Genomic DNA, 26061 nt, shown 5'->3' with positions numbered 1-26061 from the left:
ACCGACATGCGAATCGAATGTCCCTTCTGCGGCCCGCGTGATGTGGGCGAGTTCGCCTACCATGGCGATGCCACGCGCCGACCCGAGGCATCAACGTCGGACGCGACGCAGCCATTCTATCAAGCAGTCTATCTGCGCGACAATCCGGCGGGTCGTCACAAGGAACTCTGGTATCACGCCGGCGGATGCCGGAGCTGGCTTAGCGTTACCCGCGACACCCGTACTCATGAAATCTTCGGCGTAACCTTTGCAGCCGAGGAGTCTTCATGAGTGGGACAGCATCGCAAGTGAAGCCCAACCGGCTCGAGAAGGGTGGCCTGATCGATCGCAGCAAGCCGCTCAGCTTCACTTTCGACGGGAAGCGCTATCACGGCTATGCAGGAGATACGCTCGCCTCCGCTCTGCTTGGCAACGGCGTCAAGCTCGTCGGCCGCTCGTTCAAGTATCATCGGCCGCGCGGCATCCTGACCGCGGGCAGCGAGGAACCAAACGCCCTGGTCGAGTTGCGGAGCGGTGCGCGGCGGGAACCGAATACACGAGCGACTGTCGTCGAGCTGTTCGACGGTCTCGAGGCGCAAAGTCAAAACCGCTGGCCTTCGCTGACCTTCGACGTGGGCGCGGTCAATTCTTTGCTTTCGCCATTTTTCGCCGCAGGCTTTTACTACAAGACCTTCATGTGGCCCGCCTCCTTCTGGGAGAAGGTCTACGAACCGGCGATCCGGCGTGCCGCCGGTCTCGGACGCGCCAGCACGGAAGCCGATCCGGACGTCTACGAGAAGCTGTACGCGTTCTGTGACGTACTCGTTGTCGGCGGCGGTGCGGCCGGGCTTGCCGCGGCGTTGAGCGCGAGCCGATCGGGCGCGCGCGTTATCCTATGCGACGAGGACTACGTCCTTGGCGGCCGCCTCAATGGGGACATCAGGGAAATTGGAGGCGAAAGTGGCTCCACATGGGCACGCAATACGAGCCTTTCCCTCGACGCCCTGACCAATGTTCGTGTGCTGCGCCGGACGACGGTGTTTGGCGTCTACGACGGCGGAACCTACGGCGCGGTCGAGCGTGTCTCCGACCATCTTCCGGTCCCGGCGCCACGTCAACCCCGGCAGCGGCTTTGGAAGATCGTCGCCAAACGAGCGGTGCTTGCTACGGGTGCGATCGAGCGACCCATCGTGTTCGGCGGCAACGACCGGCCAGGCGTGATGATGGCTTCGGCGGTTCGCACCTATCTGAACCGGTTTGCCGTACCGGCGGGCCGCCGCGCCGCGATCTTCGCAGGCTGCGACGACGGGTGGAGAACTGCTTTCGACCTATTCGGGTGCAACACTCCCGTCGAAGCCATTGTCGACATGCGAACGGAGATCGACTCCCGTCTCATCGAGAAGGCGAGCCGGTTGGGAATTCGGGTCTTTGCGGGCGCACAGGTTATCCAGACGAGCGGAAGCCAAGGTCTCAAGGCCATCTCCATTCACACGGCAGATGGACGGACGAGCGACATTGCGGTCGACGTGCTCGCCATGTCCGGCGGATGGAATCCCAATCTCGCCCTGACGACCCACCTCGGCGGCCGACCGAACTGGTCGGAGACGCTGGGGGGATTCGTTCCAAATACGGCTCCTCCCGGCATGACGGTCGCCGGTGCCGCGCAGGGATCATTTGCGCTGGCTGATGCCCTTCGCGAGGGCGATTCAGCTGGCGCGGCAGCAGCCAAGGCGGCCGGATTTGCCGTGCAAGATCATCCTCTGCCTCAGGCAGATGATGAGACGATCGGCTCCAAGCCTTTCTGGTACGTCGCCGACAGCGGATCGAAGGCATTCGTCGATTTCCAGAACGACGTTACGAGCGACGACGTCGCACTCGCCGCCCGCGAAGGTTTTCGGTCGGTCGAGTTGCTGAAGCGATATACCACCCTCGGCATGGCCACCGATCAGGGCAAGACCTCGAACGTCAACGGACATGCCTTGATGGCACAACTGACCGGGCGCTCGATGTCGGAAGTCGGCACAACCGTGTTCCGGCCACCCTATGCGCCAGTCGCGATCGGTGCACTGGCCGGTCACCATCGTGGTTCGGAGTTCAAGCCAACGCGGCTGACCGCAAGCCATGGCTGGGCCGAGGAGCACGGCGCCACGTTTGTGGAGGCCGGGCAGTGGCTCCGCGCACAATGGTTCGCTCGACCTGGCGAAGCCGACTGGCTGACGACAGTGTCGCGCGAGGTCCGAGAGGTTCGCAGCAAAGTCGGCGTCTGCGACGTCTCCACTCTCGGCAAGATCGATATCCAGGGCAACAATGCGGCTGCATTCCTGGACCGCGTCTACATCAACATGTTTTCGACGCTTCCAATCGGCAAGGTCCGCTACGGCCTAATGCTACGCGAGGACGGCATCGTTATGGACGACGGTACCGCGGCGCGCTTAGCGGACGACCACTATGTCGTGTCGACGACGACCGCGAATGCGGCCAAGGTCATGCAACATCTCGAGCATGCACGCCAGATCCTCTGGCCCGAGTTGGACGTCCAGCTCGTGTCCGTCACTGAGCAATGGTCGCAATACTCGATTGCGGGACCGCATTCCCGACTGCTCCTGGCTCGGCTGCTCGGTGATGCCGCAGACGTCTCCGATGCCGCCCTTCCCTATCTCGGGTGCATCGAATTCCGTTGGCGCAACGTTCCGGCCCGCCTGTTCCGTGTCTCCTTCTCCGGCGAACTGGCCTACGAGCTGGCGGTGCCGGCGCAATTCGGTGATGCCACCATCCGGGCGGTCATGGATGCCGGCAACGTACTCGGCATCGTGCCCTATGGCACGGAAGCCCTGGGCGTGATGCGCATCGAGAAAGGTCACGTCGCCGGCAACGAACTGAACGGCACGACGACGGCGACCGATCTCGGCCTCGGCCGGATGATGTCGCGCAAGAAAGACTTCATCGGCCGCACGCTCGCAATGCGCCCGGGCCTCGCCGACCCGGAGCGGCCAGCACTGATCGGCATCAAACCCGTCGCCAAGAGCGCGCGACTGCACGGCGGTGCGCATTTTCTGGCCGTCGGCGTGAAACCGAACACAGAGAACGACGAAGGTTACGTCACTTCCGTCGCCTTCTCGCCGATGCTCGGGCATTGGATCGGCCTTGGCCTGATCAAGAATGGCTTGGCACGGATCGGCGAGGTCGTGCGCGCTTACGATCCGCTCCGCGGTCGCGACACCGAAGTCGAAATCATCTCTCCCATCTTCTTCGATCCCGAAGGGACGCGTCTGCATGGCTGATCTTGCTCTACCATCACGTCCCGCAACATTGGACATTGGCCAATCGCAACCCGGTGCCGGCGTCACCGTCCGCGAGTTGCGCGGACTTGGCTTGGCAACGATGCAGACTCGCAAAGGACGGCACGCGCTGCTGCGCGACCGTATCAGGCAGCTTTTCCTTCTTGAGCTGCCCACGACGCCTTCCATCGTGCGTGCGGGCGAGATCGCCTTCGTGGCCATAGGCCCGAATTACTGGCTCGCCATGAGCGACGGCGCAGGCCCGCTGTTTGGCATGTCACTCAAACAGATCGTCGAGCCGCTCGCGTCGGTGTCGGACCAAAGCGGCGGCTATGTGGTTTTCCGCGTCGGCGGCCATGCGGTCAGGAACACCCTTGCCAAGGGTTTTCAGATCGACCTTCATCCTCGAGCGTTCGAGATCGGAGCCGCCGCGACCACGATCGTCGCCCATATCGGCGCCACCATCTGGCGTTGCGAAGACGACGGCGACGGCAGCCCCTGCTTCGAAATCGCCTTGTACCGCAGCCTTGCCAAGAGCTTCTCGCGCTGGTTCTCAAGCAGCGCCGCCGAGTTTGGCTGCGAATGGCAAACCCAAGCGGCTCAATGAACCATAGCTTTGTCCCAAGAGACGCCCATGTCCACCGACGGCTACATTTTGACCTTCTCTTGTCCCAACAAGCCTGGCATCGCTACCGCCCATTATGTGACGCCAGATCTCGATGAAGGTCCGATCATCGAGCAGGATGTCGAACGCGTTTCGCATCATGACCAACCCGACGACCTCGTATGTTGCCTCCAAGGCACCCCAGACCATCGCCACCGGAATCCGTAACCGTCGTCGCCGGCGAGCACTTCGAGCAGCGGCGCATTGTCGGCGACCGTCGCGGTCATCGGGCGGACGCCCCTCAGCAATCCAGCGTGGTTTCGCGCTCCCATGCCGTCAAATGGCGTGCATACGAATTCCATTCGTCGGTCTTGAGCTTGACGTAGCACGGTACGAACTCGCCCAACTTGTCCGACAGCACCGATGACGACCGCAGTGCTCGGATCGCATCGAGCAGGTTCAGCGGCAATTTCTTGCCGGTCTCGACGGAATGACCGTCCAAATACATGTTAATGTCGAGACGACTGCCGGGATCGCGCTGGTTGTCGATCCCGTCAAGCCCTGCGGCGAGCAATCCTGCCTGCAGCAGATAAGGATTGACCGCGCCGTCGGCGAGGCGGACCTCAAAGCGCCCGCCCTCGGGAATACGGATGAGGTGGGTGCGGTTGTTTCCCGCATAGGTTACGGAGTTCGGCGCCCAGGTCGCTCCAGACGTCGTACGTGGCGCATTGATGCGCTTGTAGGAGTTGACCGTCGGATTGAGCAGAGCCGCCAGCGCATCGGCCGAGTGCATGATGCCACCCAGGAACTGATAGCCGAGCTTTGACACGCCGAGTTCGCCAGCTTCGTCCTCGAACAGATTGCGGCCATCGCGCCACACCGAGACGTGGGCGTGGCAGCCGTTGCCGGTCAGGTCGACGAACGGCTTCGGCATGAAGGTTGCGCGCAATCCATGTTTCTCCGCGATCGAGCGCACCATGTATTTGAAGAATGCATGGCGGTCCGCGGTCTTCAAGGCCGAGTCGAATTCCCAATTCATTTCGAACTGGCCGTTCGCGTCCTCGTGATCGTTCTGGTAGGGTTTCCAGCCAAGCGACAGCATGCAATCGCAGATTTCAGCAATGATGTCGTACCGCCGCATCAATGCCTGCTGATCGTAGCAGGGTTTGGGCTGGTGATCGGCATCATCGGAAATCCCAGTCCCGTCGCGCGAAATCAGGAAGAACTCGCATTCGACGCCAGTTTTCAGCTCGAGTCCCTTGGCGGCGGCATCGGCGATCAACCGCTTCAAGAGATTGCGCGGCGCTTGCGCAACCGGCTTTCCGTTCATCCAGGGATCTGCGGCAAGCCAGCCAACTTCAGGCTTCCATGGCAACTGGACCAGGCTTGCCGGGTCCGGCATCGCGAACATGTCGGGGTCGGCCGGCGTCATGTCGAACCATGTCGCGAAGCCTGCAAAGCCCGCCCCGCTCTTGAGCATGCCGTCGATCGCTGCAGCTGGCACAAGCTTGGCGCGTTGCACGCCAAACAGGTCGGTGTAGGAGATCAGAAAATACTTGATGCCCCTCTCTTGCGCCGTGGCGTGAAGACTATTGGCCATAGTTACCTCTTTGATGCGTCAACACCCGGCATCGAAACTTGCAGTCAGTTGAATTCGCGCGGCGCGTATCCGCTACTGCGTTATTCCCGGAATCCAGTTGGTTCCGGCGAGCGGCACGCCCGCCATCGCCGCAGCCTCGATCGACAGGGCGACGAGGTCCTCCGGTTCGAGATTGTGCAGATGGCTCTTTCCGCAGGCGCGCGCGATCGTCTGCGCCTCGAGCGTCAGCACCGAGAGATAATTTGCCAAGCGCCGGCCGGCCTTGACCGGGTCAAGTCGTGCTGCCAGCACTGGATCTTGCGTGGTGATGCCGGCAGGATCCAATCCGTCCTGCCAGTCGTCATAGGCCCCGGCAACGGTGCCCAGCTTTTCGTACTCCGCCTGCAGCTGCGGATCATTGTCGCCGAGGGCAATCAACGCCGCGGTGCCAATTGCCACCGCGTCCGCGCCGAGCGCCAGCGCCTTCGCCACGTCGGCGCCCGTGCGGACGCCGCCGGAGACGATCAGCTGCAGCTTGCGGTGCAAGCCCAGATCCTGCAATGCCTGCACCGCGGGTCGAATAGCCGCCAGGAGCGGCAGGCCCACATTCTCGATGAAGACCTCCTGGGTTGCGGCTGTTCCCCCTTGCATACCGTCGAGCACGATTACGTCGGCACCTGATTTGGCGGCAAGCGCGGTGTCGTAATAGGGACGGCTGGCTCCAACCTTGACATAGATCGGCTTTTCCCAATCGGTCAGCTCCCGCAACTCCTCGATCTTGATCTCAAGATCGTCAGGTCCGGTCCAGTCCGGATGCCGGCAGGCTGAACGTTGATCGATCCCTTCCGGGAGGGTGCGCATCTTGGCCACCCGTGGAGAAATCTTCTGGCCCAGCAGCATGCCGCCACCGCCGGGCTTTGCGCCCTGCCCGATCACGATCTCGATCGCATCAGCCCGTCTCAGATCGTCCGGGTTCATGCCATAGCGCGACGGTAGATACTGATAGACCAGGATGGAAGAATGACTGCGCTCTTCGGCAGTCATCCCGCCGTCGCCGGTGGTGGTCGACGTTCCAACCGCGGAGGCGCCGCGTCCCAGCGCTTCCTTGGCCGGCGCTGACAATGCGCCAAAGCTCATTCCCGCAATGGTGACGGGTATCTTGAGCTTGATCGGCTTCTTGGCGAAGCGCGTGCCCAGCGCAACATCGGTTCCGCATTTCTCGCGATAGCCTTCGAGCGGATACCGCGAGATTGAGGCACCCAGGAACAGAAGATCATCGAAATGCGGCAGCGCGCGCTTGGCGCCGCCGCCGCGGATATCGTAGATGCCCGTCGCGGCGGCGCGCTGAATTTCAGCGATCGTCTGCGGACTGAAGGTAGCAGAAAACCGAGGCGGTGTACGATGGGGCGGCGGGACGGTCATCAGAAATCCTGCTCAGTAGGCGTCGACGTTGTCAATGTGGAAGTGATAAAGGCGACGAGCGGAGCCGAACATCTTGAAGTCATCGGGGCTGATCGACTCGTTCAGGTCCGCACGTTTCAACAGTGACTTGAGAATCGACTTATCTTCCGCCGACATCTCTTTCTCGATACAGTCGGCTCCGAGACCTGCTACGCTGCCGCGCACGAACAGGCGGGCTTCATAGATTGAGTCGCCGAGCGCATCGCCCGCATCTCCGAGCACGACGAGATTGCCGGCCTGCGCCATGAAGGCACTCATCGGCCCAATCGAGCCTTTGACGACGATGTCGATGCCCTTCATCGAGATTCCGCAGCGCGCGGATGCGTTGCCGTCGATCACGAGCAAGCCGCCGCGGCCGGTCGCTCCGGCAGCCTGGCTCGCGTCTCCTTTGACACGAACCTCGCCCGACATCATGTTCTCGGCAACACCGACGCCCGCATTTCCCGAGACGACGATCGTCGCTTCCTTGTTCATGCCGCCGCAATAGTAGCCGACGTGCCCCTCGATATCGATCGTGATCGGCGCATCGACGCCGCAGGCGATCGCATGTTTTCCACCCGGATTGGTCACGACCCAATGGGTTTCGTTGGTGGAAGGCGGCAGCGAATGAAGGGCCGCGTTGAGTTCGCGCAGCGGCACCTTGGCAAGATCAAAAATTGACATCACGCGCGCTCCCACGCGTAGACGGTCGCCGGATTGGGCTCAAAGAGATGGGCTTTGTCGACGCCTGGCAACATCGCGAGCGCGCGATACTCCGAGCCAAACGCCACATAGTCGTTGGTCTCGGCCATCACCGCCGGCTTGCAGGAGATCGGATCGCGCAACACGGCAAATCCGCTCTCCGTACCCACAACGAAAGTGTAGAAGCCATCGAGATCAACGAGACTTTGCGTCAATGCTTCCTTGAGTGAGGCGCCCTCCCGGATCTTCCAGCTGAGATAACCTGCTGCGACCTCGGTGTCATTTTCGGTTTCGAATGTCATACCTTCGCGACGCAGGACACGACGCACACCGTTGTGATTCGAGAGCGAACCGTTGTGAACGAGGCACTGGTCGAGGCCGGTCGAGAACGGATGTGCGCCGCGCGTGGTCACTGCAGATTCCGTCGCCATGCGGGTGTGGCCGATGCCGTGGCTGCCTGCCATCCTGGCCAACCCAAACCGTTGCGCGACTCGCTCCGGTAGACCGACCTCCTTGTAGAGCTCCATTCGCGTCCCAGCCCCGACAAAGCTGATGTCGTCATGTGCAGCGATCCAGCCGCGCGCCTGCCGTTCCTTGCTCGCGGGGAGCGAAATGACCGCGTGCGTGTCACGAAAAGTCGAAACCAGATTTTCTCCGAGAGCGCGCCCAAGCTCGGTAAGCGATTCGCGCAGCGCGGTTTCGCTCGCGCCACTCACGGTCAGCTTCACACATCCCGTTTGGCCATCGCCATAGACCGCGAAGCCCGCGCTGTCGGGACCGCGATCGCTCATCACGGCCAGCATGTCCGACAACATCGCCCCGAGCTCCGGCTCAAGCTTCCGCTGCTTCAGAAACAACCCTACGATTCCACACATAACACCCTCCGCAGCGAGGTTTACGCCCATGCACCCAATCTGTTACTATAAAGAATATTTCTTTCTCGTCAAGAAAATGGCGTTGTCCGGAGTTTGGAGTTTGGAAATCGGCCCACCTAGCCCTCGAAACAGTGTCGCGGCGGCACGATACGATCATACTGGCGCGACAATCCCGAAGGCTCGAAATCTCAGCCGTGAATCGCCTCGCATGCAGCGCGATATCCATGCCGACCTCCTCCAATCTTTCCCATCAGGCAATAAATTTTCATGCAATTATCGTGCAAGCCCGCCCCGGCCTATGGCGACAATTCAGGCAGCAGAACAATCTCGTGGCGGGACGACAGGATCACTTGCAGTCAAGAATGCCCGGCTCCGAAATCGGCCGCGGTCGGCTAGCAATGTTGGCAATCGCAGCAGGGGCTGCGCTTGGCTAGCCGCAGGCGGCGCGCCACAGTATAGAAAGGCGACGATCCATCATCCGGTCGGAGGATCTACGGCAGCCGAGCTTTAAGGCTGGACTCAGTAGATACAGCGAGGTTTCACTGTGGCTAAAGGCGCCATCAAGCGTTCGAAAGCGGTCTCCCCGCGGCAAGAACCAGAGCTTCTGACCGGTTCGCTAGCTCCAAAGGAAGTAACCCCCACTCTTGAATCGGAAATCGGAGCCGAAGTCCGTCGACTGAGGAAGGAGCTGGATCTCACCGTCATGGAGCTCGGTGCGGCGGCTGGTATTTCAGCCGGCATGATGTCCAAGATCGAGAACGGGTCGATCTCGCCCTCTCTGGCGACCCTATCAGCGCTGGCGAAGGCCCTGAATGTACCGATCGGCCGTCTATTCCGCGAAAGCACAGAGCAACGTGATTGCTCCTTCGTGAAGGCGGGGACGGGCGTCCGGATCGAGCGGCGCGGCACCAAGGCCGGGCACCTCTATGATCTCCTCGGGCACAGCGTCGGCGGCGATATCGTCGTCGAACCCTATTTGATTACGCTCAAGGGTGACGCCGTTCCCTACACCGATTTCCGGCATGCCGGTGTGGAGTTCATCTACATGCTTACCGGCAAAGTGCGCTATCGACACGCCGATCGTAGCTATTTGCTCGAGCCCGGCGACGCGCTTTTCTTTGACGCGGCCGCCCGTCATGGGCCGGAAGAGCTCGTCAAGGCGCCGATGACGTATCTCTCGATTATCATCTATCCGCGGCGAAGCTGACATCGAGCGTCCACGCGGTGTTTGGACGGCACGCCGCCGGCATCGCTGGCCAGTTACGCGAGAATTCGGCGCAGACCGAGCTAGCAAAATACACGTCCCGTCTTTTCACCGAGCTGGAAGTCGAGACTGGCCAGGCGACATGCTGGAAGCAGAACGGAACGCTGCATCTCGCCCTGTCAGACATTCGGGCGGAGCAACTGCTTCGTAACCACGACCATGCCGTGCGGATGGAAATCGACAGTCGTCTCGTGCTCGAGGAAAAAGTTCACCTGCGCGGCCACGACTTCGGAGCAGGCCCTGCTACGCGGCAAGTCCTCCAAACCACGCTCCGAAATAGCCGGCATAAAGCGCCGGGCGTTCGAGATTCATCGAATGCCCGATGCCGGGCACGATCACCAGCCGGCAATCCGGCATCGCCGACGCCATGGTGCGGAGGTCGGCAGGTGCAATCCAGCCATCCCTCTCGCCCCACAGCACGAGGTGCGGGTGCCGGATCTCGGGCATACGGCGCTCCAGCTCACGGCTCTCCTTCTCCCGCGTCAGGTTCACCGGCGTGCCGATCCAGATCCCCTCCGATACGCCGAAGGTCTGTTCGATGATCCGGTCGAACAGCATCTGGATCTCTCCCAGCCCCTCGCGAAAACGAGGGATCTTGTTCGGCTCCATGCTCTCCGGGACGAACAGCGAAGAAGCGGCCGTCGCCATCACGGACCGCGTCAGCTCCTTGCTCGACATCATGGCCCTGAACAATCCGATCTGGTCGGCATTGAAGGCCATGCCGAGCGGCGTCACCGGATCGAGCGCGAACACGCGGCCGAAGCGCTGCGGCTGCTCGAGCAGCATCCTGGCGGCGATGATGCCGCCGGTGGAATGTGTCGCGAGATGGCAATAGCCGATCCCGAGCGTATCGAGCGCCGCCAGCATGTCCTCGGCGTGCTGCCGCATGGAATAGTTGGAATAGTCGGGCGCCGGCTTCGGCCGGTCGCTGTCGCCGCAGCCGCGCCAGTCGATGCCGATCACCCGAAGGCCGGATGGGAAGAACGGCGCGGCGAGCTCGATCCAGTCCTTGCTGGCGAGATTTCCGTGGATGAAGACGACGGTGACGTCGCCTTCTCCCCACTCCCGCCAGCCAAGCTGGACTTCGCCCGCCTGCACCCTCGGCATCGCCGGGCCCTATTTGTTGAGGCCAGCCGTCGGTGCCGCGCCGGGCGGTGTCGGCGCCACTGGCAGGGCCGAGACGACGGCACCCTTGATCATGCGATCGGTACCGAGCGGCGATGATGTGTCCACCTCACCCTTGGTCACGAAATCCACGACATCGGCGGCGTATTCCACCGGATTGTCGGTGTGGATGAAGTGCCCGGTCTCCGGATAGATCTTGAGCATCGGCCGGTTGCCGGCATTGGTCATCCGCGTCATGAACGGCGTGATGACGTCGCGGCCGAGGTCCGTCAGCCCGTTGAACGCAGGCGTCGGAATAAACGGCTCCTTGTCGCCGAACGCCAGGAAGATCGGCGCTTTGATCTGGGTCACCCGCTCATAGAGGTTCTTCGGGTCATCCTGCTGGAGTTCGGCACCGATCGTGTAGATGTCGAAGATGAAGACGTTGCACCACTGATCGAGCTCCTTCGGGTTGCCCTTGGTGAGCCCGACGCGCTGCTCGGTGTGGAAGCGGGCATATTCGCTGTCGCTGAAAAAGTAGCCGCTCTTCGCAGCCGACACCACGCCGCTGTCCGGGTCACGCTTCTTGAAATAGAAGAAGTCGCGGATGTTCTGCTCGCTGCGCGCCTTCTCCGCGGCGAGAATACCGGTCTGGTCCCAGACCTGCTTCCACTTGTCGAAGTCGCGGCCGAGGCCGTCGGCGAACAGCGGCGCCTTCTTGTCCTTGGCGATCGTGATCTCACGCGGATATTCCTCGAGGCCGGACGGCGCTTCCAGGGCGAGGCCCTGCACCGCATCCGGCCAGGTCAGGGCGTAGCCCACCACGAACTGGCCGCCGAGCGAGTGACCGAGATAATACGCCTTCTTGACGCCGAGCTGGTTGACCACGAGGTCGTAGATCACCTCGCGCATGTCCTGCATCGTACGAGCCGGGTTCTTGTCGAGATTGCCGGGCCCCGACATGCCGTAATGCGGCAGGTCGGGCACGATCACGCGCAGGCCGCTGCGGAGCGCGTACTGCATGACGTTGCCGTAATGGCCGCCGAACGCGCCCTTGCCGTGGATGATCACGAGCACCTTCGGATCCTTGTCCGCGCCGGCATACTCGTCCATGTAACCGATTTCCCAGGAATTGCCGCTCTTGTCCTTGGCACTGCCGAATTTGACCGGATAGGGATAGGTCACATAGGCCTTCCAGAACGACTTCTTGGGATCGATGGTCTGGGCGACGTCGGGCACGCGGTAATTCTTGTCGACGAATTGCTGGGCGCGGTCGAGGGCCGCCACGTCATCCATGAAGGCGACGAACTTCGGATCGTTCTTGCGCTGGTTGATGATCGGGAACACGCCGTAATGTGCGACCGGACTCTCCTGCGCGATGAGATCGGCGCCGGGCACGCGATCGACGGCCTTCTGCGCCAGCTTGAAGTTCAGCCAGAGGTCGTTGGTGATGTGCATCACCAGCGTGCGGGCCTGAATGCGACCGAGATAGGGATTGACGTTATGGGTCTCGCCGACCCGGTTGCGCCAGACGAGGTCGACCGCATCGTAGAGCTTGGCGCGATTGGTGACGTTGAGGCCGGCCTTCTCGTTCGGCGGATCCCAATAGAAAATCTCGGGCTGTACCGCCGCCCAATTCTGGGTCGTGCGGAAGGCGAAATCATAACCCGTCATGCCGAGGATCGACCAGCCGAAGGCCACGCCGGGCACCGGATGCTTTTCCTTCGGGAGCTTGTAATAGTCGCCCTTGGTCGCCTGCCAGACCGGATCACCCTGGATCGCGGCCGTCATCATCTGGAAGGTCCAGTTGCCGACGGGGTCGTCGCCATCCGATTGCGTCGTGCCGCCGATCGGCATCAGGGCGCTGACATATTCCGGATGCATCACGCCCCAGACATAGGTCTGCGTGCCGCCCATCGAGACGCCGGTCACCAGTGCGACGCGCGCGACCTTCAACTCGTCGCGCAGCAGGCGGTAGTTCGCCTGCACCATGTCATAATAGCTGTACTGCGGAAACTTGATGCCGAGACCGTCGGACGGCTTGCTCGCGCCCCAAGTGCCGAGCGGATCGACCATGATGACATAGTAGCGATCCGTGTCGATCGGCCGGCCCGGACCGATGATCGGCACGCCGCCCGACAACGGCGCACCTTTGACCCACTGCTCGTACATGTCGGTGGAATCGCCTGAATAATAGGAGTTGATCACGATGGCGTTGGTGATCTCGCCGGCCGCGTTGCGCCTTGCGTTGCCGACGGCGATGTAAGCCGTACGCAGCTTACCGGCCCCGAGCGATTCCAGCGTGACGCCGCCCTCGCCCCCGTTCTCCCATTTGGAGGGGGCGGACAGGTCGTACTTGCCGCCGAGACGGAAGTTGGCGATCTCGTAGGTCTTCTTCAGCCCGTCATGCTGCACCTGCGACGAGCGGCGCGTGAAAGGCTGTGCGGTTGCGATCGCCGTTCCGAGCAGCAGCACGATCAAGCCCAACAGGCAACGCTTCAACGCATCTTGTCCGGCCATGATGCGATCCTCCCGTGAAGATTTTCTCGAGACGCTAGGCACGGCGGCACGGGAAGGTTTGATCTAGCTCAATGGAATCCGCTCGCGGAGATCGAGGATCGCGGGCATCAAAACACCGGCAGTACCCGCGCGATGCCTTTCCTCAGCCACGGCTCATACCGGATCCGCTATGAGCTCGACGGACCGGCGGGCGCACCGGCCTATGTTCTCGTGAACGGGCTGACGCAATATTCCGAGTTGTGGGGCGCTTATCGCGAGGCCTTGCCGGCGCGAGGCTTTCGCGTTGCGACCTTCGATCTGCTGGGCCAGGGCGCCTCCGACAAGCCGACGCTCTTCATCAGCCAGGACGACCAGGTCGCCGCCTTGCGCCTTTTGATCGACGAACTGGGGGACGGTCCGGTCTTTCTGAGCGGGATCAGCTTCGGCGGCCTGATCGCGCTGCGATATGCGATCGAGCATGGCAAGCGACTGGCCGGGCTCGTGCCGATGAGCTGCTTTGCGGAGCTGTCGCCGCAACTCTTGCTGCTCGGCAATGCGCTACGGACCGGCCTGATCCTCGGCGGCACAAGTTACCTCCAGGATCTCCTGTTGCCCATGAACCTCTCCGACCAATGGCTGAAGCCGCTGCTGGACAAGCTCGACAGCGTGAAGCGGCAAGGTTGGTTGGTCAACGACGTCTTCGCGCTTCAGAACCTGATGGAATCCTTCCTCGACTTCCAGCCGCTCACGCCGCGCCTGTCCGCGATCGCCGTTCCGACCATGATCCTCAACGGCGAGTTCGATTTTCTCACGCCGCGGGGTCTCCACGAAACCTTGCGCCTCGAAATCCTCAACAGCTCCTTGGTCATCATTCCCAAGGCCTATCATGCCTTCACGCTGGAAAAGGGCGCGCTGACGGCGGACCTGCTGGCGCGCTTCGCCGATGACGTGCTGGCCGGGCGATGGGAGGGACAACAATCCATCTGGGTGGCACCGGATGAGGCCGGCGGGGAGCTGACGCCGTTCCCCGACGGCTACGACCATCTGCGTGCCATCCCGGTCAGGAGAGCGATGCCATGAGCGGCTTCCTCGGTCCGCTCGATCCCGACGGCCGCATTCCACCGCGGCAACAATCGCGGGTCGGCGCGTTCCTGATCTCGGCGCATGGTGCCCTGGCGCGGCAATTTGCCCTTTCGCTGCCGGCAAGGTTCGAAGCGGCCTGGCAGACCGAATTGAACGCACAGTTCTATCGCGAGACCGAGATCGTCTCCCTGCTCATGCGCGCCACCTCCTGGGTCCCCGATATCGCCCTGGGATATATGCTGATGACCTGGGAGACCGCCTGGCTTCCTGCGCCGCTCGCAGAGATCACGGATCCTCGGCTTGCCCAGGCGGTCCACCTCGCAACGCTCGCCCATGCCGTGCACGCCGGCATCAGGCCCGCTGCGCTGCTGCCGGTCGAAGCCAATCCGCAGGATCCCTTCGTCATGGCGCTGCGCCGCATCGAACTCGAGAGCGGCCGGCTGCTGCAAGCCCAGATCCTGTTCCTGAGAGGCTCCGAGCTCGCTCCATACCGGGATGCGGTGAACGCGGCACTCGAGCAGCGCCATGCCGGTGTTCGCAAGCTCTGGCGCGAGACACTCGAAAGCATCGGCATCGACGCAGCCGGAGCGGAATGATCCGGAAGCCTTGACCCAGATCAAGGGAGCCCGCCCCCCGCCCGCCAACATCCGCACATTACCGCCCTTCAGCCATCGTCGGCCGACCGGGAGTTTCGATCATGAAGGCCGTTTCCGTCGAAGAAGCCGTTGCGATGATCCCGGCGGGCGCCAGCGTCATGGTTGGCGGGTTCATGGGCGTTGGAACGCCGGAGCGGCTGCTCGACGAAGTCGTGCGCCAGAGGAAGACAGGTCTGACCTTGATCTCGAACGACGCCGCCACGCCCGGCAAGGGCGTCGGCAAGCTGTTCGATCAGGCGCTGGTGGCGAAGCTGACGGCAACGCATATCGGCCTCAATCCGAAGGCGCAGCAGCAGATGCTGGCGAACCAGATCACCGTCGATCTCGTGCCGCAAGGCACCTTCGTCGAGCGCATCCGCGCCGGCGGATGCGGCCTCGGCGGCGTGCTGACGCCGACCGGCGTCGGAACGCTGGTGGCCGAAGGCAAGCGCCAGATCGAGGTCGACGGCAAGCCGTTCCTGCTGGAGACGGCGCTGCGGGCGCAGTTCGCATTGGTGCACGCCTTTCTCGCCGATTACCTCGGCAACCTCGCCTACGCGCTCACCTCACGCAATTTCAACCCGGTCATGGCGATGGCGGCCGACACCGTCATCGTGACGGCGGAGCATATCGTCCCCGTCGGCGTGATCGCGCCCGATCACGTCGTCACCCCCGCGCCGCTCGTCGACTATCTCATCACCAACGGGTGACATCATGGATCCCCAGATCATCATCGCCCGGCGTGTCGCCAAGGAGCTGAGGAGCGGCAATCTCGTCAATCTCGGCATCGGCATTCCGACCCTGGTCGCCAATTACGTGCCGTCGGACCTGAAGGTGTTCTTCCAGTCCGAGAACGGACTGATCGGCACCGGGCCGATCCCCGAGCAGGGCATGGCGCATCCGACGCTCACCGATGCCGGCGGACGCCCGATCAGCGCGCTGCCGGGCGCCTCCACCTTCGACAGCGCGATGTCGTTCGGACTGATCCGTGGGGGCCACGTCGACGTTACCGTGCTCGGCGGCCTCCAGGTCGATGCGCACGGCCATCTCGCCAACTGGATGATCCCGGGCAAGATGGTCCCGGGCATGGGCGGCGCCATGGACCTCGTCACCGGCGCCAAGCGCGTGATCGTCGCCATGCAGCACGCCGCCAAGGGCAAGTCAAAGATCGTGGCGAAATGCTCGCTGCCGCTGACCTCGGCGCGCCCTGTCGACCTCGTCGTGACCGACATGGCGGTGATCGGTTTTCCCGCGGGCAAGGCGACGCTGCTGGAAACGGCACCCGGCATGAGCGTCGGCGAGGTCCTGGCGCTGACCGAGGCCGAGCTCGCCATTCCCGACAACGTTCCGGAGATGAGGATCTAGACGGCCCATGCGAACATTCAGCGACTTCAACGAGATCAAATCTGCAATCGGCACCGAGATCGGCGCCAGCGACTGGATCGAGATCACGCAGGACCGCATCAACCAGTTCGCCGAAGCGACCTGCGACGAGCAATGGATCCATGTCGACCAGGAGCGCGCCAGGCAGGAGATGCCGGGCGGCAAGACCATCGCCCATGGCCTGCTCTCGCTTGCCCTTGCACCGCTGTTCATCCGCTCGGTCATCGGCCTGAAGGGGCTGCGCAACACGCTCAATTACGGCGCGGACCGGATCAGGTATCTTGCGCCGGTGCCGGCGGGCTCGAAGCTGCGCGGCCGGGTCACGATCGCCGAAGCTGAGGACGTGCCGCCGGACGGGCTGCGCGTCAATTATCACCTCGTGATCGAGATCGAGGGCGGCAAGAAGCCGGCCTGCGTGGCCGAATTGATCGCGCTGCACTATCGCTGAATCAAAGAGTCGAAAAACAACCCCATGCACAGTAGACATGGGGCTGATTTGACTGAGGTATTTCTTGTTCACTCCGGATTCGCGCCGGAGCCGTTGCGCCGTCGGGCAAAACACTGGCAATATGTCACCATCAGCCCATGGATCGCCGGAGGGTCGCCGGAGCTCTGCGCGGCGGCAACGCGCGGGTCAATCGATGATGTGATAGCCGCCGTCGATGTAGAGCACGCCGCCGGTGATCAGCTTGGCGCCGTCGAGCGCCAGAAACGCGGTGGCATTGCCGACATCGTCGATGCTGACGAGACTGCGCGAGGGCGCCTTGGATTGCGCCTTGTCCATCAGCTCGTCGAACTCCGGAATGCCCGAGGCCGCGCGGGTGGCGAGCGGTCCCGGCGAGATCGCGTGCACGCGGATGCCCTTCGGACCGAGCTCGGCAGCGGCATAGCGAACCGCGGCCTCCAGCGCCGCCTTGGCGACGCCCATGATGTTGTAGTTCTCCACCACCATCTGGCTGCCGTAATAGGTCATGGTGAACATCGTGCCGCCGTTCTTCATCAAGGGTTCGGCAAGATGCGCCATCCGCAGGAACGACCAGCAGGAGACGTCCATGGTCTTCAGAAAGCCGTCGCGGCCGACATCGACGACGCGGCCGTGCAATGCTTCCTTCGGCGAGAAGGCAATGGAATGAAGCAGGAAATCGAGTTGTCCCCACTCCGACTTGATCCGCTCGAACACCGCCTCGGTCTGGCCCTCGACCATGACGTCGAGCGGCAGGAAGATCGGCGCCTCGAGGGCCTGCGCCAGCGGCTCGACGTGCTTCTTGGCGCGATCGTTCAGATAGGTGACGGCGAGATCGGCGCCGAGCGCACGAAACGCCCTGGCACAGCCCCAGGCGATCGACTGGTCGTTGGCGATGCCGACGACGAGGCCCTTTTTCCCCTTCAGAGCAACCTTGCTGTCCGGAAATACTGGAATCATGACACCCTCTCTCGTCTGGGGTTGGGCGATTGGCCGTTCATCAACAGCGTCAGTGTGTGCTGCGCGATCATGAGCTCCTCGTCGGTCGGGACGACGTAGACCGGAACGAGACTCGTCTTTGCCGATATCAGCCGCGAATGGCGCGTGTTCTCGGCAGGATCGAGCGCCACGCCAAGCCAGCCGAGCTGCTCCGCCACACGCGCGCGGATGCTACTCGAGTTCTCGCCGATGCCGGCGGTGAAGACGAAGGCATCGATCCCCTGCAGCGCCGCCGCCAGCATGCCGGCGTTGAGGCCGATGCGATAGACGAAATAGTCCACCGCCAGCTTCGCCTGCGGATCAAGGCTCGCCTCCAGCTCGCGCATGTCGTTGCTGACCCCGGAAAGCCCCTTCAATCCACAATCGCGATAGAGAAAATCCTGCACCTTCGATGCCGTCATCCCCTTCTCGGACATGAGATACAGCACGACCCCCGGATCGAGCTGGCCCGGACGCGTGCCCATCGGCAGTCCGTCGAGCGCGGTGAATCCCATCGTGCTCTCGACGCTCAGTCCATTCTTCATCGCGCACATCGACGCGCCACTGCCGAGATGGGCGACAATCACCCGGCGCTTTGCGATCTCCGGGGCGATCTGCGGCAGGGTCCTGGAGATGTACTCATAGGACAGCCCGTGAAAGCCGTAGCGCCGCACACCTTCGGCGTGGAGCTGGTGGGGGATGGCGTAATGATCCGCCAGCCGACCGTGGGTGCGGTGAAACGCGGTGTCGAAGCAAGCGACCTGCGGGATCGTCGGGAAATTGGCCAGGATCGAGCGGATCGGCGCCAGATTGTGCGGCTGGTGCAGTGGCGCCAAAGTGACGAAGCGTTCCAGCCGTGCCACCACGCCATGGTCGACGAGAACCGGCCGCTCGTAATCCGGCCCGCCATGGACGACGCGATGCCCGACCGCCAATGGATTGACGCGCGCTTCGTTCCGGAGCCATGCCCCTGCGACGTCCATCGCCGCGGGAACGTCCGGAATGGTCTCGATCGGATAGGCCCGGTCGGCCATGGGATCGTTGCTCGCCCCGCTTGCCCGCAAGCGCGGCCGGCTGCCGATGCCGTCCACCTGCCCCTTGATCAGGCGGCGCAGAACGCCCTCACCCTCGACCGCAAAGACCTGGAACTTGACGCTCGAGGAGCCGGCGTTGACGACGAGGATGCTGTCCATGGCGGTCACGCCGCGACTGTCGGCGCCTTCTGGCGCCGCGCGTGAGCATAAAGTGCAGCAACCGCGCAGGACGCCATCCGCGCCCTTGGGCTGTCCGCACGCGAGGTCAGGACGACGGGTACGCGTGCGCCGAGCACAATCCCGGCGCCGTCCGCCTTGGCGAAATAGGCGAGGTTCTTGGCAAGCATGTTGCCCGCTTCGAGGTCGGGCACGACGAGGATCTGAGCGCGACCGGCCACCTCGGACTTGATGCCCTTGATCCGCGCCGATTCGAGGTCGATCGCGTTGTCAAACGCCAGCGGCCCATCGAGCACGCCGCCCGTGATCTGGCCGCGATCCGCCATCTTGCAGAGCGCCGCGGCCTCGATCGTGGACGGAATCTTCGACGTGACGGTTTCGACCGCGGAAAGGATGGCCACCCGCGGCGACTTGCCGAAGCCGGCCTGATTGTAAAGGTCGATCGCGTTCTGAATGATGTCCCGCTTGGCGTCCAGATCAGGGAAGATGTTGATCGCGGCGTCAGTGACGAAGATCGTCTCGGAATAGGCCGGCACATCCATGACGAAAACGTGGCTGATGCGCCGATCGGTGCGCAGCCCCCCGACCTTGGCGGTGACGGCCCGCATCAGCTCGTCGGTGTGCAAGCTGCCCTTCATGAGCAATTCGCCCCGCGCGGCATGGATCAATTCGACACCTTTTGCCGCGGCTTCGTCGCTGTGCGCGGCATTTACGATCTCGTAACCCGAGATGTCCAGGGCGAACCTGGCAGCAATATCCCTGATCTTCGGCTCCGGTCCGACCAGGATCGGCCGGATGATGCCGGCAGACGCGCTGTCGACGGCCCCCCGCAAGGATGTCTCGTCGCAGGGATGCACCACGACGGTCGGCGTCGGCGGGATCGCCTTGGCCGCCGCGATCAGGCGATCATACTTGCTGGGAGACTGAATGGCCGTCGCATCTGCTGACATGATATCGCTCCCGATCCCTACAACTCGCGTTACGACGCCTTCGCCTTGGGATCGAAAGGGGCAACGTTCGACGCCCTTTCGGAACCTTCCATGGTGTCGATGCCAAACAGGCCAGCGATCTGCCGCAGCCGATTTGCGCGCTCGCCGGTGACATCCGCACTGGCCGACAGCACCTGCTCGATCGCTTCAAACGCCTGGCGACGAACGTTGATATCGTCGGGCAGCATGTTCGGTATTGCGGCGAGGGCCCCTTCCCGATCGAGCAACAGCATGAAGAACTGCTCGCGGACCAGCAACTTGAACTCGGCAAGAGACAGCCGTTCGCCGCCATGATCCCGGCGGAGCTGGCGCAGAGCCTCGATGCTGCGTTCGTCCACCATTCCCCGTGCCGAGCCGACATAGAGCAAAGCGCGCAGCGCCGCTTCACGGAGGCCGCCCTCACCGATCCGCGACTTCAGCTCGGCGATGCGCTTGTCGAGCATGGCGCGATGCTCGGCGGACATCTCACGATGCCGCGACGGCGTGGACGTCGGATCGATCCCGACCGCCGCCTGGAGCGCCGGGGATCCGTAGACGCTGAGGAACATCGCTTCGCTGAGCGCCTCCTGTGAATCGCGCCAGCTGTCGAGAGCGTGCACGATCTGCTTGGAGACCTGTTCCTGAAACGCCAGGAACGGATTGTCCCTGGCGACCGGCTTGCGTTCCTCGGCGGCCTTCTCGGCCAATGATTTCACCGTCGCCATGTAGGGATTCTGGCTGCTGAACAGCTCGTATTGCAGCCGCAGCGGATGCATGTTGTGAGCCCATTCCGCCATCTGCGGCGTCACCATGCGCTTGAGCCACGGCTGGACGAATTTCTGATAGGCCGACAGATTGATCTCGGAGATCCGCTTGGCCGTGGCGAAGCGCCGCTCGTCCTCGGGCGAATTGCCGCCCATGGCGCGGATGTCGTCGAGCGTCCGCGCCTCGCAGCGCATCACCCACTGCCCGACGACCAGATCCGAGCTCGAGGTTTCCTCACCCTTCGCCTCGAATGTCGCTTCATAGAGCCCGGGCGGCAGAACGTCGATGAGGTCGATGTTGCTGGAGAATTCCGCGTGCTCCTTCTTGGCGACGCCGCCGGAGACGAAGATGCCGAGATGGCCGACGCTCTGGTGCACGGTGTAGACGATGGTCTGGCCATAGGCCCGGATCTCATCGACATCGGCATAGCAATCGAGGATCCAGTGCAGCGCCTGCTGCGGCGGCGTGATGTTGTCGCCCTCCGAGCAGAACACCACGATCGGAGATCTGATGTTGCGAAGGTCGACCTTCCGGCCATCGGACATTTCGATGTTGCCGGCGGCGAGATTGTTGCCGACGAACAGTTCATCGACGATGAACTGAATTTCCTCCGCGTTCAGGTTGACGTGGCCGCCCCACCAACGCTCGAATTCGAGGTAACGATCCGCCTCGGTGTCGACCTTGGAATAGACGTTGTACTGCTTGGTCCAGAGCGTATTCGACGGGTTCTGGTTCTCGAAATTCTGCACCAGCCATGCACCATCGAACTTGCCGGCGCCGAGATCGGAGGTCAGGGCCGTCAACCAGCTTCCGCCCAACAGCCCGCCCGAATAGCGCATCGGATATTTTCCGTGCACGCCGGCCCAATAGGCCAGCGGCGCGCCGGCGATGATCAGCGGGCCGAACAGCTCGGGACGCAGCGAGGCGAGGATCATGACGGCCCATCCGGCCTGGCAATTGCCGATCACGCAGGGCTTGCCGTCGGCATCCGGGTGAAGGCTTATGACCTTTTCGATGAAGATGGCTTCGGCACGCGCGATGCGCTCGATGGTCTGACCGGGCATCGGGTCCGGCAGGAATCCGATGAAGTAGCAGGGATGGCCCGCCTTCATGGCCACCCCGATTTCACTGTCCGCCTTGAAGCCGCCGATGCCGGGACCGTGACCCGCACGCGGATCGACCACGACGAACGGCCGCCGGTTGATGTCGATCTCGACGTTCTCAGGCGGAACGATCCGCACCAGCGCGTAATTGACGGGTTCGGCGAGCTGGCGCCCGTCCATGATCAATTCGGCCGCATATTGCAGAACGTGCGGCGCGGTCTGCGCGACGTGCTCCCTGTACTGATCCCCGCGCCGACGCATGATATCCAGGAACAGCACACTGCGCTGTCCAGCATCGACCAGGTATTCGACCGCCGAGGCGACCAGGCCCGACATGGGACCGCCCGGAATTTGCACCTTGTCCATGGACATGTTTTCGACCTCTCCGTCGCCTTGGCCAATTGACGGCGCTGGGCAAGGACGAACGTTGATCTAGGTCAAGATGATCTGCACGCTTCGGAGGCGTCTATCCTGCATTATAAGGCATGAGACGCGGCCGGACGGCTTTTGACGAGCGACATCGGCATGTCACAAGTTGCAACTTACAGCGTGCAAACCGTCCTGAAGGACGGCACTCCGATCCAGATCCGCGCGCTTCGCGCCAGCGACGAGGCGGATATGCTCGCCGCCGTCGCGCGTACCAGCCCGCAATCGCTGCAGAGCCGGTTCTTCATTTTGAAGCGTCATTTCTCGGAGAAGGAGCGCGCCTTCTTCATGGACGTGGATTTCAGCAATCACGTCGCGCTGGCCGCTCTCGTCGAGGAACAGGGGCGATACGCCATTATCGGCGGCGGCCGGTACGTCGTCGTCGAGCCCGGTCGGGCCGAGATGGCCTTCGTCGTGGTGGATGCCTGGCAAGGCCGCGGCGTAGGCTCGCTGTTGCTGAGGCACCTGACGAACATCGCGCGCGAGCAGGGCGTACGAGAGCTCGTGGCCGAGGTTCTGTCCGACAACGCGTCCATGCGCAGCGTGTTCGCGAAGGCGGGCTTCGAGCTCGCGCGGAGCGACGATCCGAGAACGGTGCATCTGTCGCTGTCGCTTTGATCCGCGCGCCCGGCCTGAGCCTCACCTCAAAGCAATCGTGATCCGACTGATATTGGCCGCCAGCTCGAGCCCCGCCTTCGGGCCTTGCAGCACCATCGTGACGCCCTTTTCGTTGCGGAGGTGGACACCGTTGGCACCGCCGACCAGCGCGAAGCCGCCGCCCACCGAACTGTAGGTGCCGGCGAAATCGCCGACCTCCCGGATACCGGATGCCCAGCCGTCGAGACGGCCGAAAGTTGCACCGACCGTGATGCCCAAGCTCACGCCGCTGACTTTGAAGGGGTAGGTCTTGCCCCGGTACGTCAACACGCCGCTGCCGGCACCACCACCGGCCAGGAATCCCGCTTTGACGATCTTGACCCTGACCTGGCCGGCGGCCTGCGCGAAGGACGGCGTCGCCGGCATGGTCAACCCGAGCGCGAGCAGCAGGAGCGCGATCAGGCGAAATGCGCGCACGCGCGGCTCAGGGTTTTGCGGCATCGACCTTCTTCCAGGTTTCATCGGGATCGAACAACGTGGTGCGCTGCGCGATGAACTCGGTGCGCTTGCCGAGATCCTTCTGGTAGACGGTGCCGGCATGGTTGACCAGGAAGGTCATCACGCCGGAATTGCCGTATTCCGCGGGCCAGGCGATCAGGGCGAAGCCACCGATCATCTTGCCCTTGACGACGTAGTTGAGCGCACCGCCGGGCGCGTCCCGCCCCTGCCCTTTGAGAATCCGGAAGTAATAGCCGTGATAGGGTTCAGGTCCGACGTCACCGCCGCGATAGCCCTCCTTCGAGGCTTCGGCCGCGAGCGCGCCGAGCGGGCTCGGATCGCTGTCGTCGCGCCAGAACAGTCCGTCCTTCTTGCCGGGCGAGGAAACGATGCGCTGCGCGTAGACGCCGACGCCCTCACCGCGGTCCTTCTCGGCATATTCGTTTTGCGCGTCGACGAAGGCGAGCGCGGTCTGGATCGCGTCGAGCTCGTTGCGGCCGATGCGACGGCGCAGCACCTCGATGCGCCCCTCATCGGTGTCGAACGCCCAGCCCGTCCGGGTGTTGACCAGCGGGATCGGGAACGGGAAGTCGTCCGGCCCGAGCATCAAGGTGGCGGTCTTGTTGCCCTCCGCCTTGATGCCGTGCTTGGCGTCGTACATCGCGGTGAAGCGCGCCCGAATGTCGGTGTCGGCAACCTCGTCGCCGGACGAGACGATGTCCTCCGCTTTCCTGCCCAGCACTTTCAAGATGTCTTTCGGGCCGCTCTTGACCGCGGCGGCAAGCGCAGACGCGGCTTCTTCCGGTGTCTTGTAGGATTCCTGCGCGAGAGCGCCCGATCCGAGCAGCGCGAGCGCGAGGACGCCGGGCAGCAGCGTACGGCCAAACGATTTCAGACCCGTCATGGCATCACCTCCGCGGGAATCTTCGCGCCGCCGGCGAGCCAGTCGCGGTAGGTGCGGAACGTCAGCCCGAGCTTTTCGTAATGGACGCGCAGATAGCCGTCGCTGCCGCGGCTCACGGCATCGGGCATCACCTGCTCGACCTCCTGCGCCATCACCCCGACATAGGCCTTGTCGCTGCCGATATAGCTGAAGCGATAATAGCCGAGACCGTTCGCGAGATGCCCGAGCAGCAGGACATCATGCTTCAGCGCGAGGTCGGAACGCCGGCCACCGCCGCCACCGCCGCGGAAGCCGCCTCCGCCACCACCACGCATCGCCGCTCCGCCACCGCCGCCGCGGCCGGCAAAGCTCGGTCCGCCGCCACCGCCGCGCGGCATGCTCGCCATGCTGGACCGTCCGCGCGCCGATGCGGCGGCCGCCGATCGGCCGGATGAGACGTTCATCGCGCCACCGCGATTGCCGCCACCGCCACGATTGGCCGCACCACCGCCGGCGCGGTTGGCAGCCTTGGCGCGATCGCCGCCTTTGGCGGCAGCCTTGGACCTGTCACCGCCACCCTTGGCGCGATCCCCGGCACCGGCACGGTCGCCGCCGCCGGGCCGGTCGCCCCGATCGCCGGCGCGATCACCTGCACGGCCCCCGGCGCGGTCGCCAGCCCGGTCACCCGGTCCGCCGCGATCACCCGCGCGATCTCCTGCCCGGTCCCCGGCCCCCTGGTTGGGGCGCAGCACCTGGTTGCCGTCACGGCCGCGGAAATCCATCCGGTCAGACACGCCGGCCTTCAGATTGTTGTTGCCGAAGCGCTGCTGAACATTGCTGTTGTTGTAGCGGACGCCGCCGCGATGCGCCGGATTGTGCTGCCAGCCATTGCCGATGTTCGTGGTGCGATGGTTGACATAGACGTTGCGGTTGCCCCAGTTGCAGCCGCCGCCCCAGTAATTGCCCCAGCGCCCGATCGCCCACGCCGTGCCGAAGGCGAGTCCGGCCGCGATCACGCCGGCGCCGATATAGGAGGGATAGCCCCAATAATACGGCGGATATTCCGCATAGGGCCAGCTGCCGTAGACCGTCGCCGGATCGTAATACGGCACGTACATCGCCGCGGGATCGGCCTGCTGGATCACGACGACCTGCTTGCCTTCCTGAGACTGGACGCTGACCTTCTGCTGCTTGGTGGTGACGAGCTTCTTGTTGTCATAGGCCTTGTTGCGCAGACGCTGGATCGCGTCCATCACGTCGGGCTGCTGCGCGAGGAAGGCATCGCCCAGCTTCTGGGTCCAGTCGAGCTGGTCGCTCATCATCGCGAGGACATCGGCGGTGCTGGCGAGCGCCTTGACGCTGTCGTCCCAGCCCTGCTTCTCCACTTCCGTCTTCAACGCGTCGCCCTTCAGGCTCTTGCGCGCCTTCAGCCAGCGGTCGGCCTGCACCACTTCCAGCGGATAAGTCGAGGCGGCCAGGACATTGGCGAGCAACTCGTCGGGATAAAGCGCGATCGGCGCGACGAGGGCCTCGAGCTGCTCGGGCTTCAAGAGTTCGGCCGCCGGCGCGGCCGGGCTCGCGGGCTGCGCCTGCGGCGCCGGGGCTGCAGGCGTCGTTGGCGTCTGCGCCGTTGCAGCAACCGAAGTCGCCATCAACAGCGTCAACGCCATCAGGGTCTTGCCGCAACGAAACATCGCATCCTCCCTCGCCACGTCCAGTGCGGGAGGATCGAGCCGGGGCGCAG

General features: G+C 63.4%; 23 protein-coding genes and 1 pseudogene. 11 read left to right on the top strand and 13 right to left on the bottom strand.

The window, feature by feature from the left end; all coding sequences use genetic code 11:
- Window positions 1–6: 6 nt before the first annotated feature.
- The 4 genes and pseudogenes from BDOA9_RS36815 to purU form a co-directional block, all read left to right on the top strand.
- On the top strand, window positions 7–270 hold the full coding sequence (locus tag BDOA9_RS36815; RefSeq protein WP_082847922.1) for a sarcosine oxidase subunit delta: 264 nt from the start codon (window positions 7–9) through the stop codon (window positions 268–270).
- Window positions 267–3260 (top strand): sarcosine oxidase subunit alpha family protein, encoded by a 2994-nt coding sequence (locus BDOA9_RS18725; protein WP_042336219.1) that lies wholly within the window; start codon window positions 267–269, stop codon window positions 3258–3260. The genes BDOA9_RS36815 and BDOA9_RS18725 overlap by 4 nt, the downstream gene beginning before the upstream one ends.
- Window positions 3253–3864 (top strand): sarcosine oxidase subunit gamma, encoded by a 612-nt coding sequence (locus tag BDOA9_RS18720; protein ID WP_042336217.1) that lies wholly within the window; start codon window positions 3253–3255, stop codon window positions 3862–3864. The genes BDOA9_RS18725 and BDOA9_RS18720 overlap by 8 nt, the downstream gene beginning before the upstream one ends.
- An 81-nt stretch (window positions 3865–3945) precedes the next feature.
- A pseudogene (purU, locus tag BDOA9_RS38000) lies at window positions 3946–4044 on the top strand (formyltetrahydrofolate deformylase); the annotation flags it as partial.
- A 118-nt stretch (window positions 4045–4162) separates the two neighbouring features.
- On the opposite strand, the gene glnT reads toward purU, so the two are convergent.
- The 4 genes from glnT to BDOA9_RS18700 all read right to left on the bottom strand — a co-directional run bounded on the left by glnT (window position 4163) and on the right by BDOA9_RS18700 (window position 8457).
- Window positions 4163–5461, bottom strand: coding sequence for a type III glutamate--ammonia ligase (gene glnT / locus BDOA9_RS18715; protein WP_025035495.1), 1299 nt, complete (start codon window positions 5459–5461; stop codon window positions 4163–4165).
- Window positions 5462–5533: 72 nt separating this feature from the next.
- Window positions 5534–6862 (bottom strand): FMN-binding glutamate synthase family protein, encoded by a 1329-nt coding sequence (locus tag BDOA9_RS18710; protein WP_025035494.1) that lies wholly within the window; start codon window positions 6860–6862, stop codon window positions 5534–5536.
- A 12-nt stretch (window positions 6863–6874) separates the two neighbouring features.
- Window positions 6875–7564 carry a protein glxC gene (locus BDOA9_RS18705; RefSeq protein WP_025035493.1) on the bottom strand — a complete coding sequence of 230 codons (690 nt, stop codon included), beginning with the start codon at window positions 7562–7564 and terminating at the stop codon, window positions 6875–6877.
- On the bottom strand, window positions 7564–8457 hold the full coding sequence (locus tag BDOA9_RS18700) for a class II glutamine amidotransferase (protein ID WP_025035492.1): 894 nt from the start codon (window positions 8455–8457) through the stop codon (window positions 7564–7566). Before BDOA9_RS18700 ends, BDOA9_RS18705 begins: the two co-directional genes overlap by 1 nt.
- A gap of 544 nt (window positions 8458–9001) precedes the next feature.
- On the opposite strand from BDOA9_RS18700, the gene BDOA9_RS18695 reads away from it, so the two are divergent.
- Complete coding sequence (locus BDOA9_RS18695; RefSeq protein ID WP_025035491.1) at window positions 9002–9664, top strand: helix-turn-helix domain-containing protein; 663 nt, start codon at window positions 9002–9004, stop codon at window positions 9662–9664.
- A gap of 300 nt (window positions 9665–9964) precedes the next feature.
- On the opposite strand, the gene BDOA9_RS18690 is transcribed toward BDOA9_RS18695, so the two are convergent.
- Together BDOA9_RS18690 and BDOA9_RS18685 are read right to left on the bottom strand one after the other, a co-directional pair.
- Window positions 9965–10828, bottom strand: a complete 864-nt coding sequence (locus BDOA9_RS18690; protein WP_025035490.1) for an alpha/beta fold hydrolase — start codon at window positions 10826–10828, stop codon at window positions 9965–9967.
- 9 nt (window positions 10829–10837) lie between these two features.
- A complete protein-coding gene (locus tag BDOA9_RS18685; RefSeq protein ID WP_025035489.1) occupies window positions 10838–13345 on the bottom strand; it encodes an alpha/beta hydrolase in 2508 nt (835 codons plus the stop codon).
- Between the two features lie 132 nt (window positions 13346–13477).
- Between BDOA9_RS18685 and BDOA9_RS18680 the strand changes: the two genes are divergently transcribed.
- The 5 genes from BDOA9_RS18680 to BDOA9_RS18660 all read left to right on the top strand — a co-directional run bounded on the left by BDOA9_RS18680 (window position 13478) and on the right by BDOA9_RS18660 (window position 16873).
- Complete coding sequence (locus BDOA9_RS18680) at window positions 13478–14404, top strand: alpha/beta fold hydrolase (protein ID WP_025035488.1); 927 nt, start codon at window positions 13478–13480, stop codon at window positions 14402–14404.
- Window positions 14401–15003 carry a hypothetical protein gene (locus tag BDOA9_RS18675; RefSeq protein WP_025035487.1) on the top strand — a complete coding sequence of 201 codons (603 nt, stop codon included), beginning with the start codon at window positions 14401–14403 and terminating at the stop codon, window positions 15001–15003. Before BDOA9_RS18680 ends, BDOA9_RS18675 begins: the two co-directional genes overlap by 4 nt.
- A 101-nt stretch (window positions 15004–15104) precedes the next feature.
- A complete protein-coding gene (locus BDOA9_RS18670) occupies window positions 15105–15752 on the top strand; it encodes a CoA transferase subunit A (protein WP_025035486.1) in 648 nt (215 codons plus the stop codon).
- Window positions 15753–15756: 4 nt separating this feature from the next.
- Complete coding sequence (locus BDOA9_RS18665; RefSeq protein ID WP_025035485.1) at window positions 15757–16407, top strand: 3-oxoacid CoA-transferase subunit B; 651 nt, start codon at window positions 15757–15759, stop codon at window positions 16405–16407.
- Between the two features lie 7 nt (window positions 16408–16414).
- Window positions 16415–16873, top strand: a complete 459-nt coding sequence (locus BDOA9_RS18660; protein WP_025035484.1) for a MaoC family dehydratase — start codon at window positions 16415–16417, stop codon at window positions 16871–16873.
- Between the two features lie 186 nt (window positions 16874–17059).
- Here the strand turns inward: BDOA9_RS18660 and fabI are convergent, their stop codons facing one another.
- From fabI to BDOA9_RS18640, 4 genes are read right to left on the bottom strand one after another with little or no spacing between them, the layout of a single operon-like run.
- Entirely contained in the window at window positions 17060–17848 is a 789-nt protein-coding gene (gene fabI, locus BDOA9_RS18655; protein WP_025035483.1) for an enoyl-ACP reductase FabI, read from the bottom strand.
- Window positions 17845–19059: an acetate/propionate family kinase gene (locus BDOA9_RS18650; protein ID WP_025035482.1), complete on the bottom strand. Its 1215-nt coding sequence runs from the start codon at window positions 19057–19059 to the stop codon at window positions 17845–17847. The genes fabI and BDOA9_RS18650 overlap by 4 nt, the downstream gene beginning before the upstream one ends.
- A 5-nt stretch (window positions 19060–19064) precedes the next feature.
- A complete protein-coding gene (locus tag BDOA9_RS18645) occupies window positions 19065–20027 on the bottom strand; it encodes a phosphate acetyltransferase (protein WP_025035481.1) in 963 nt (320 codons plus the stop codon).
- A 29-nt stretch (window positions 20028–20056) separates the two neighbouring features.
- On the bottom strand, window positions 20057–22285 hold the full coding sequence (locus tag BDOA9_RS18640; RefSeq protein WP_025035480.1) for a DUF3141 domain-containing protein: 2229 nt from the start codon (window positions 22283–22285) through the stop codon (window positions 20057–20059).
- A 153-nt stretch (window positions 22286–22438) separates the two neighbouring features.
- On the opposite strand from BDOA9_RS18640, the gene BDOA9_RS18635 reads away from it, so the two are divergent.
- The gene (locus BDOA9_RS18635; RefSeq protein WP_025035479.1) at window positions 22439–22957 is read left to right on the top strand and encodes a GNAT family N-acetyltransferase; all 519 of its coding nucleotides are present in this window, start codon (window positions 22439–22441) and stop codon (window positions 22955–22957) included.
- A gap of 21 nt (window positions 22958–22978) precedes the next feature.
- Here the strand turns inward: BDOA9_RS18635 and BDOA9_RS18630 are convergent, their stop codons facing one another.
- The 3 genes from BDOA9_RS18630 to BDOA9_RS18620 are packed head-to-tail and all read right to left on the bottom strand — an operon-like array spanning window position 22979 to window position 26011.
- Window positions 22979–23437 (bottom strand): hypothetical protein, encoded by a 459-nt coding sequence (locus tag BDOA9_RS18630; RefSeq protein WP_025035478.1) that lies wholly within the window; start codon window positions 23435–23437, stop codon window positions 22979–22981.
- Window positions 23421–24338 (bottom strand): DUF2950 domain-containing protein, encoded by a 918-nt coding sequence (locus BDOA9_RS18625; protein WP_025035477.1) that lies wholly within the window; start codon window positions 24336–24338, stop codon window positions 23421–23423. The genes BDOA9_RS18630 and BDOA9_RS18625 overlap by 17 nt, the downstream gene beginning before the upstream one ends.
- Window positions 24335–26011 carry a DUF3300 domain-containing protein gene (locus BDOA9_RS18620; protein ID WP_025035476.1) on the bottom strand — a complete coding sequence of 559 codons (1677 nt, stop codon included), beginning with the start codon at window positions 26009–26011 and terminating at the stop codon, window positions 24335–24337. Before BDOA9_RS18620 ends, BDOA9_RS18625 begins: the two co-directional genes overlap by 4 nt.
- Window positions 26012–26061: the final 50 nt, after the last annotated feature.

Source organism: Bradyrhizobium sp. DOA9, from assembly GCF_000617845.2.
Classification (GTDB): domain Bacteria; phylum Pseudomonadota; class Alphaproteobacteria; order Rhizobiales; family Xanthobacteraceae; genus Bradyrhizobium.
The sequence above is the reverse complement of the archived record's forward strand: the minus strand, read 5'-3'. Positions and strand labels throughout refer to the sequence as shown.

Excerpts from the sequence above, each read along its gene's own strand:
- BDOA9_RS18650 (WP_025035482.1), bottom strand. The coding sequence starts at position 19,059 with ATGGACAGCATCCTCGTCGTCAACGCCGGCTCCTCGAGCGTCAAGTTC.
- BDOA9_RS18720 (WP_042336217.1), top strand. The coding sequence starts at position 3,253 with ATGGCTGATCTTGCTCTACCATCACGTCCCGCAACATTGGACATTGGC.
- BDOA9_RS18675 (WP_025035487.1), top strand. The coding sequence starts at position 14,401 with ATGAGCGGCTTCCTCGGTCCGCTCGATCCCGACGGCCGCATTCCACCG.
- BDOA9_RS18620 (WP_025035476.1), bottom strand. The coding sequence starts at position 26,011 with ATGTTTCGTTGCGGCAAGACCCTGATGGCGTTGACGCTGTTGATGGCG.
- BDOA9_RS18700 (WP_025035492.1), bottom strand. The coding sequence starts at position 8,457 with ATGTGTGGAATCGTAGGGTTGTTTCTGAAGCAGCGGAAGCTTGAGCCG.
- BDOA9_RS18725 (WP_042336219.1), top strand. The coding sequence starts at position 267 with ATGAGTGGGACAGCATCGCAAGTGAAGCCCAACCGGCTCGAGAAGGGT.
- BDOA9_RS18640 (WP_025035480.1), bottom strand. The coding sequence starts at position 22,285 with ATGTCCATGGACAAGGTGCAAATTCCGGGCGGTCCCATGTCGGGCCTG.
- BDOA9_RS18680 (WP_025035488.1), top strand. The coding sequence starts at position 13,478 with ATGCCTTTCCTCAGCCACGGCTCATACCGGATCCGCTATGAGCTCGAC.
- BDOA9_RS18645 (WP_025035481.1), bottom strand. The coding sequence starts at position 20,027 with ATGTCAGCAGATGCGACGGCCATTCAGTCTCCCAGCAAGTATGATCGC.
- BDOA9_RS18685 (WP_025035489.1), bottom strand. The coding sequence starts at position 13,345 with ATGGCCGGACAAGATGCGTTGAAGCGTTGCCTGTTGGGCTTGATCGTG.
- BDOA9_RS18670 (WP_025035486.1), top strand. The coding sequence starts at position 15,105 with ATGAAGGCCGTTTCCGTCGAAGAAGCCGTTGCGATGATCCCGGCGGGC.
- BDOA9_RS18660 (WP_025035484.1), top strand. The coding sequence starts at position 16,415 with ATGCGAACATTCAGCGACTTCAACGAGATCAAATCTGCAATCGGCACC.
- fabI (WP_025035483.1), bottom strand. The coding sequence starts at position 17,848 with ATGATTCCAGTATTTCCGGACAGCAAGGTTGCTCTGAAGGGGAAAAAG.
- BDOA9_RS18630 (WP_025035478.1), bottom strand. The coding sequence starts at position 23,437 with ATGCCGCAAAACCCTGAGCCGCGCGTGCGCGCATTTCGCCTGATCGCG.
- BDOA9_RS36815 (WP_082847922.1), top strand. The coding sequence starts at position 7 with ATGCGAATCGAATGTCCCTTCTGCGGCCCGCGTGATGTGGGCGAGTTC.
- BDOA9_RS18665 (WP_025035485.1), top strand. The coding sequence starts at position 15,757 with ATGGATCCCCAGATCATCATCGCCCGGCGTGTCGCCAAGGAGCTGAGG.
- BDOA9_RS18690 (WP_025035490.1), bottom strand. The coding sequence starts at position 10,828 with ATGCCGAGGGTGCAGGCGGGCGAAGTCCAGCTTGGCTGGCGGGAGTGG.
- BDOA9_RS18705 (WP_025035493.1), bottom strand. The coding sequence starts at position 7,564 with ATGTCAATTTTTGATCTTGCCAAGGTGCCGCTGCGCGAACTCAACGCG.
- BDOA9_RS18635 (WP_025035479.1), top strand. The coding sequence starts at position 22,439 with ATGTCACAAGTTGCAACTTACAGCGTGCAAACCGTCCTGAAGGACGGC.
- glnT (WP_025035495.1), bottom strand. The coding sequence starts at position 5,461 with ATGGCCAATAGTCTTCACGCCACGGCGCAAGAGAGGGGCATCAAGTAT.
- BDOA9_RS18710 (WP_025035494.1), bottom strand. The coding sequence starts at position 6,862 with ATGACCGTCCCGCCGCCCCATCGTACACCGCCTCGGTTTTCTGCTACC.
- BDOA9_RS18625 (WP_025035477.1), bottom strand. The coding sequence starts at position 24,338 with ATGACGGGTCTGAAATCGTTTGGCCGTACGCTGCTGCCCGGCGTCCTC.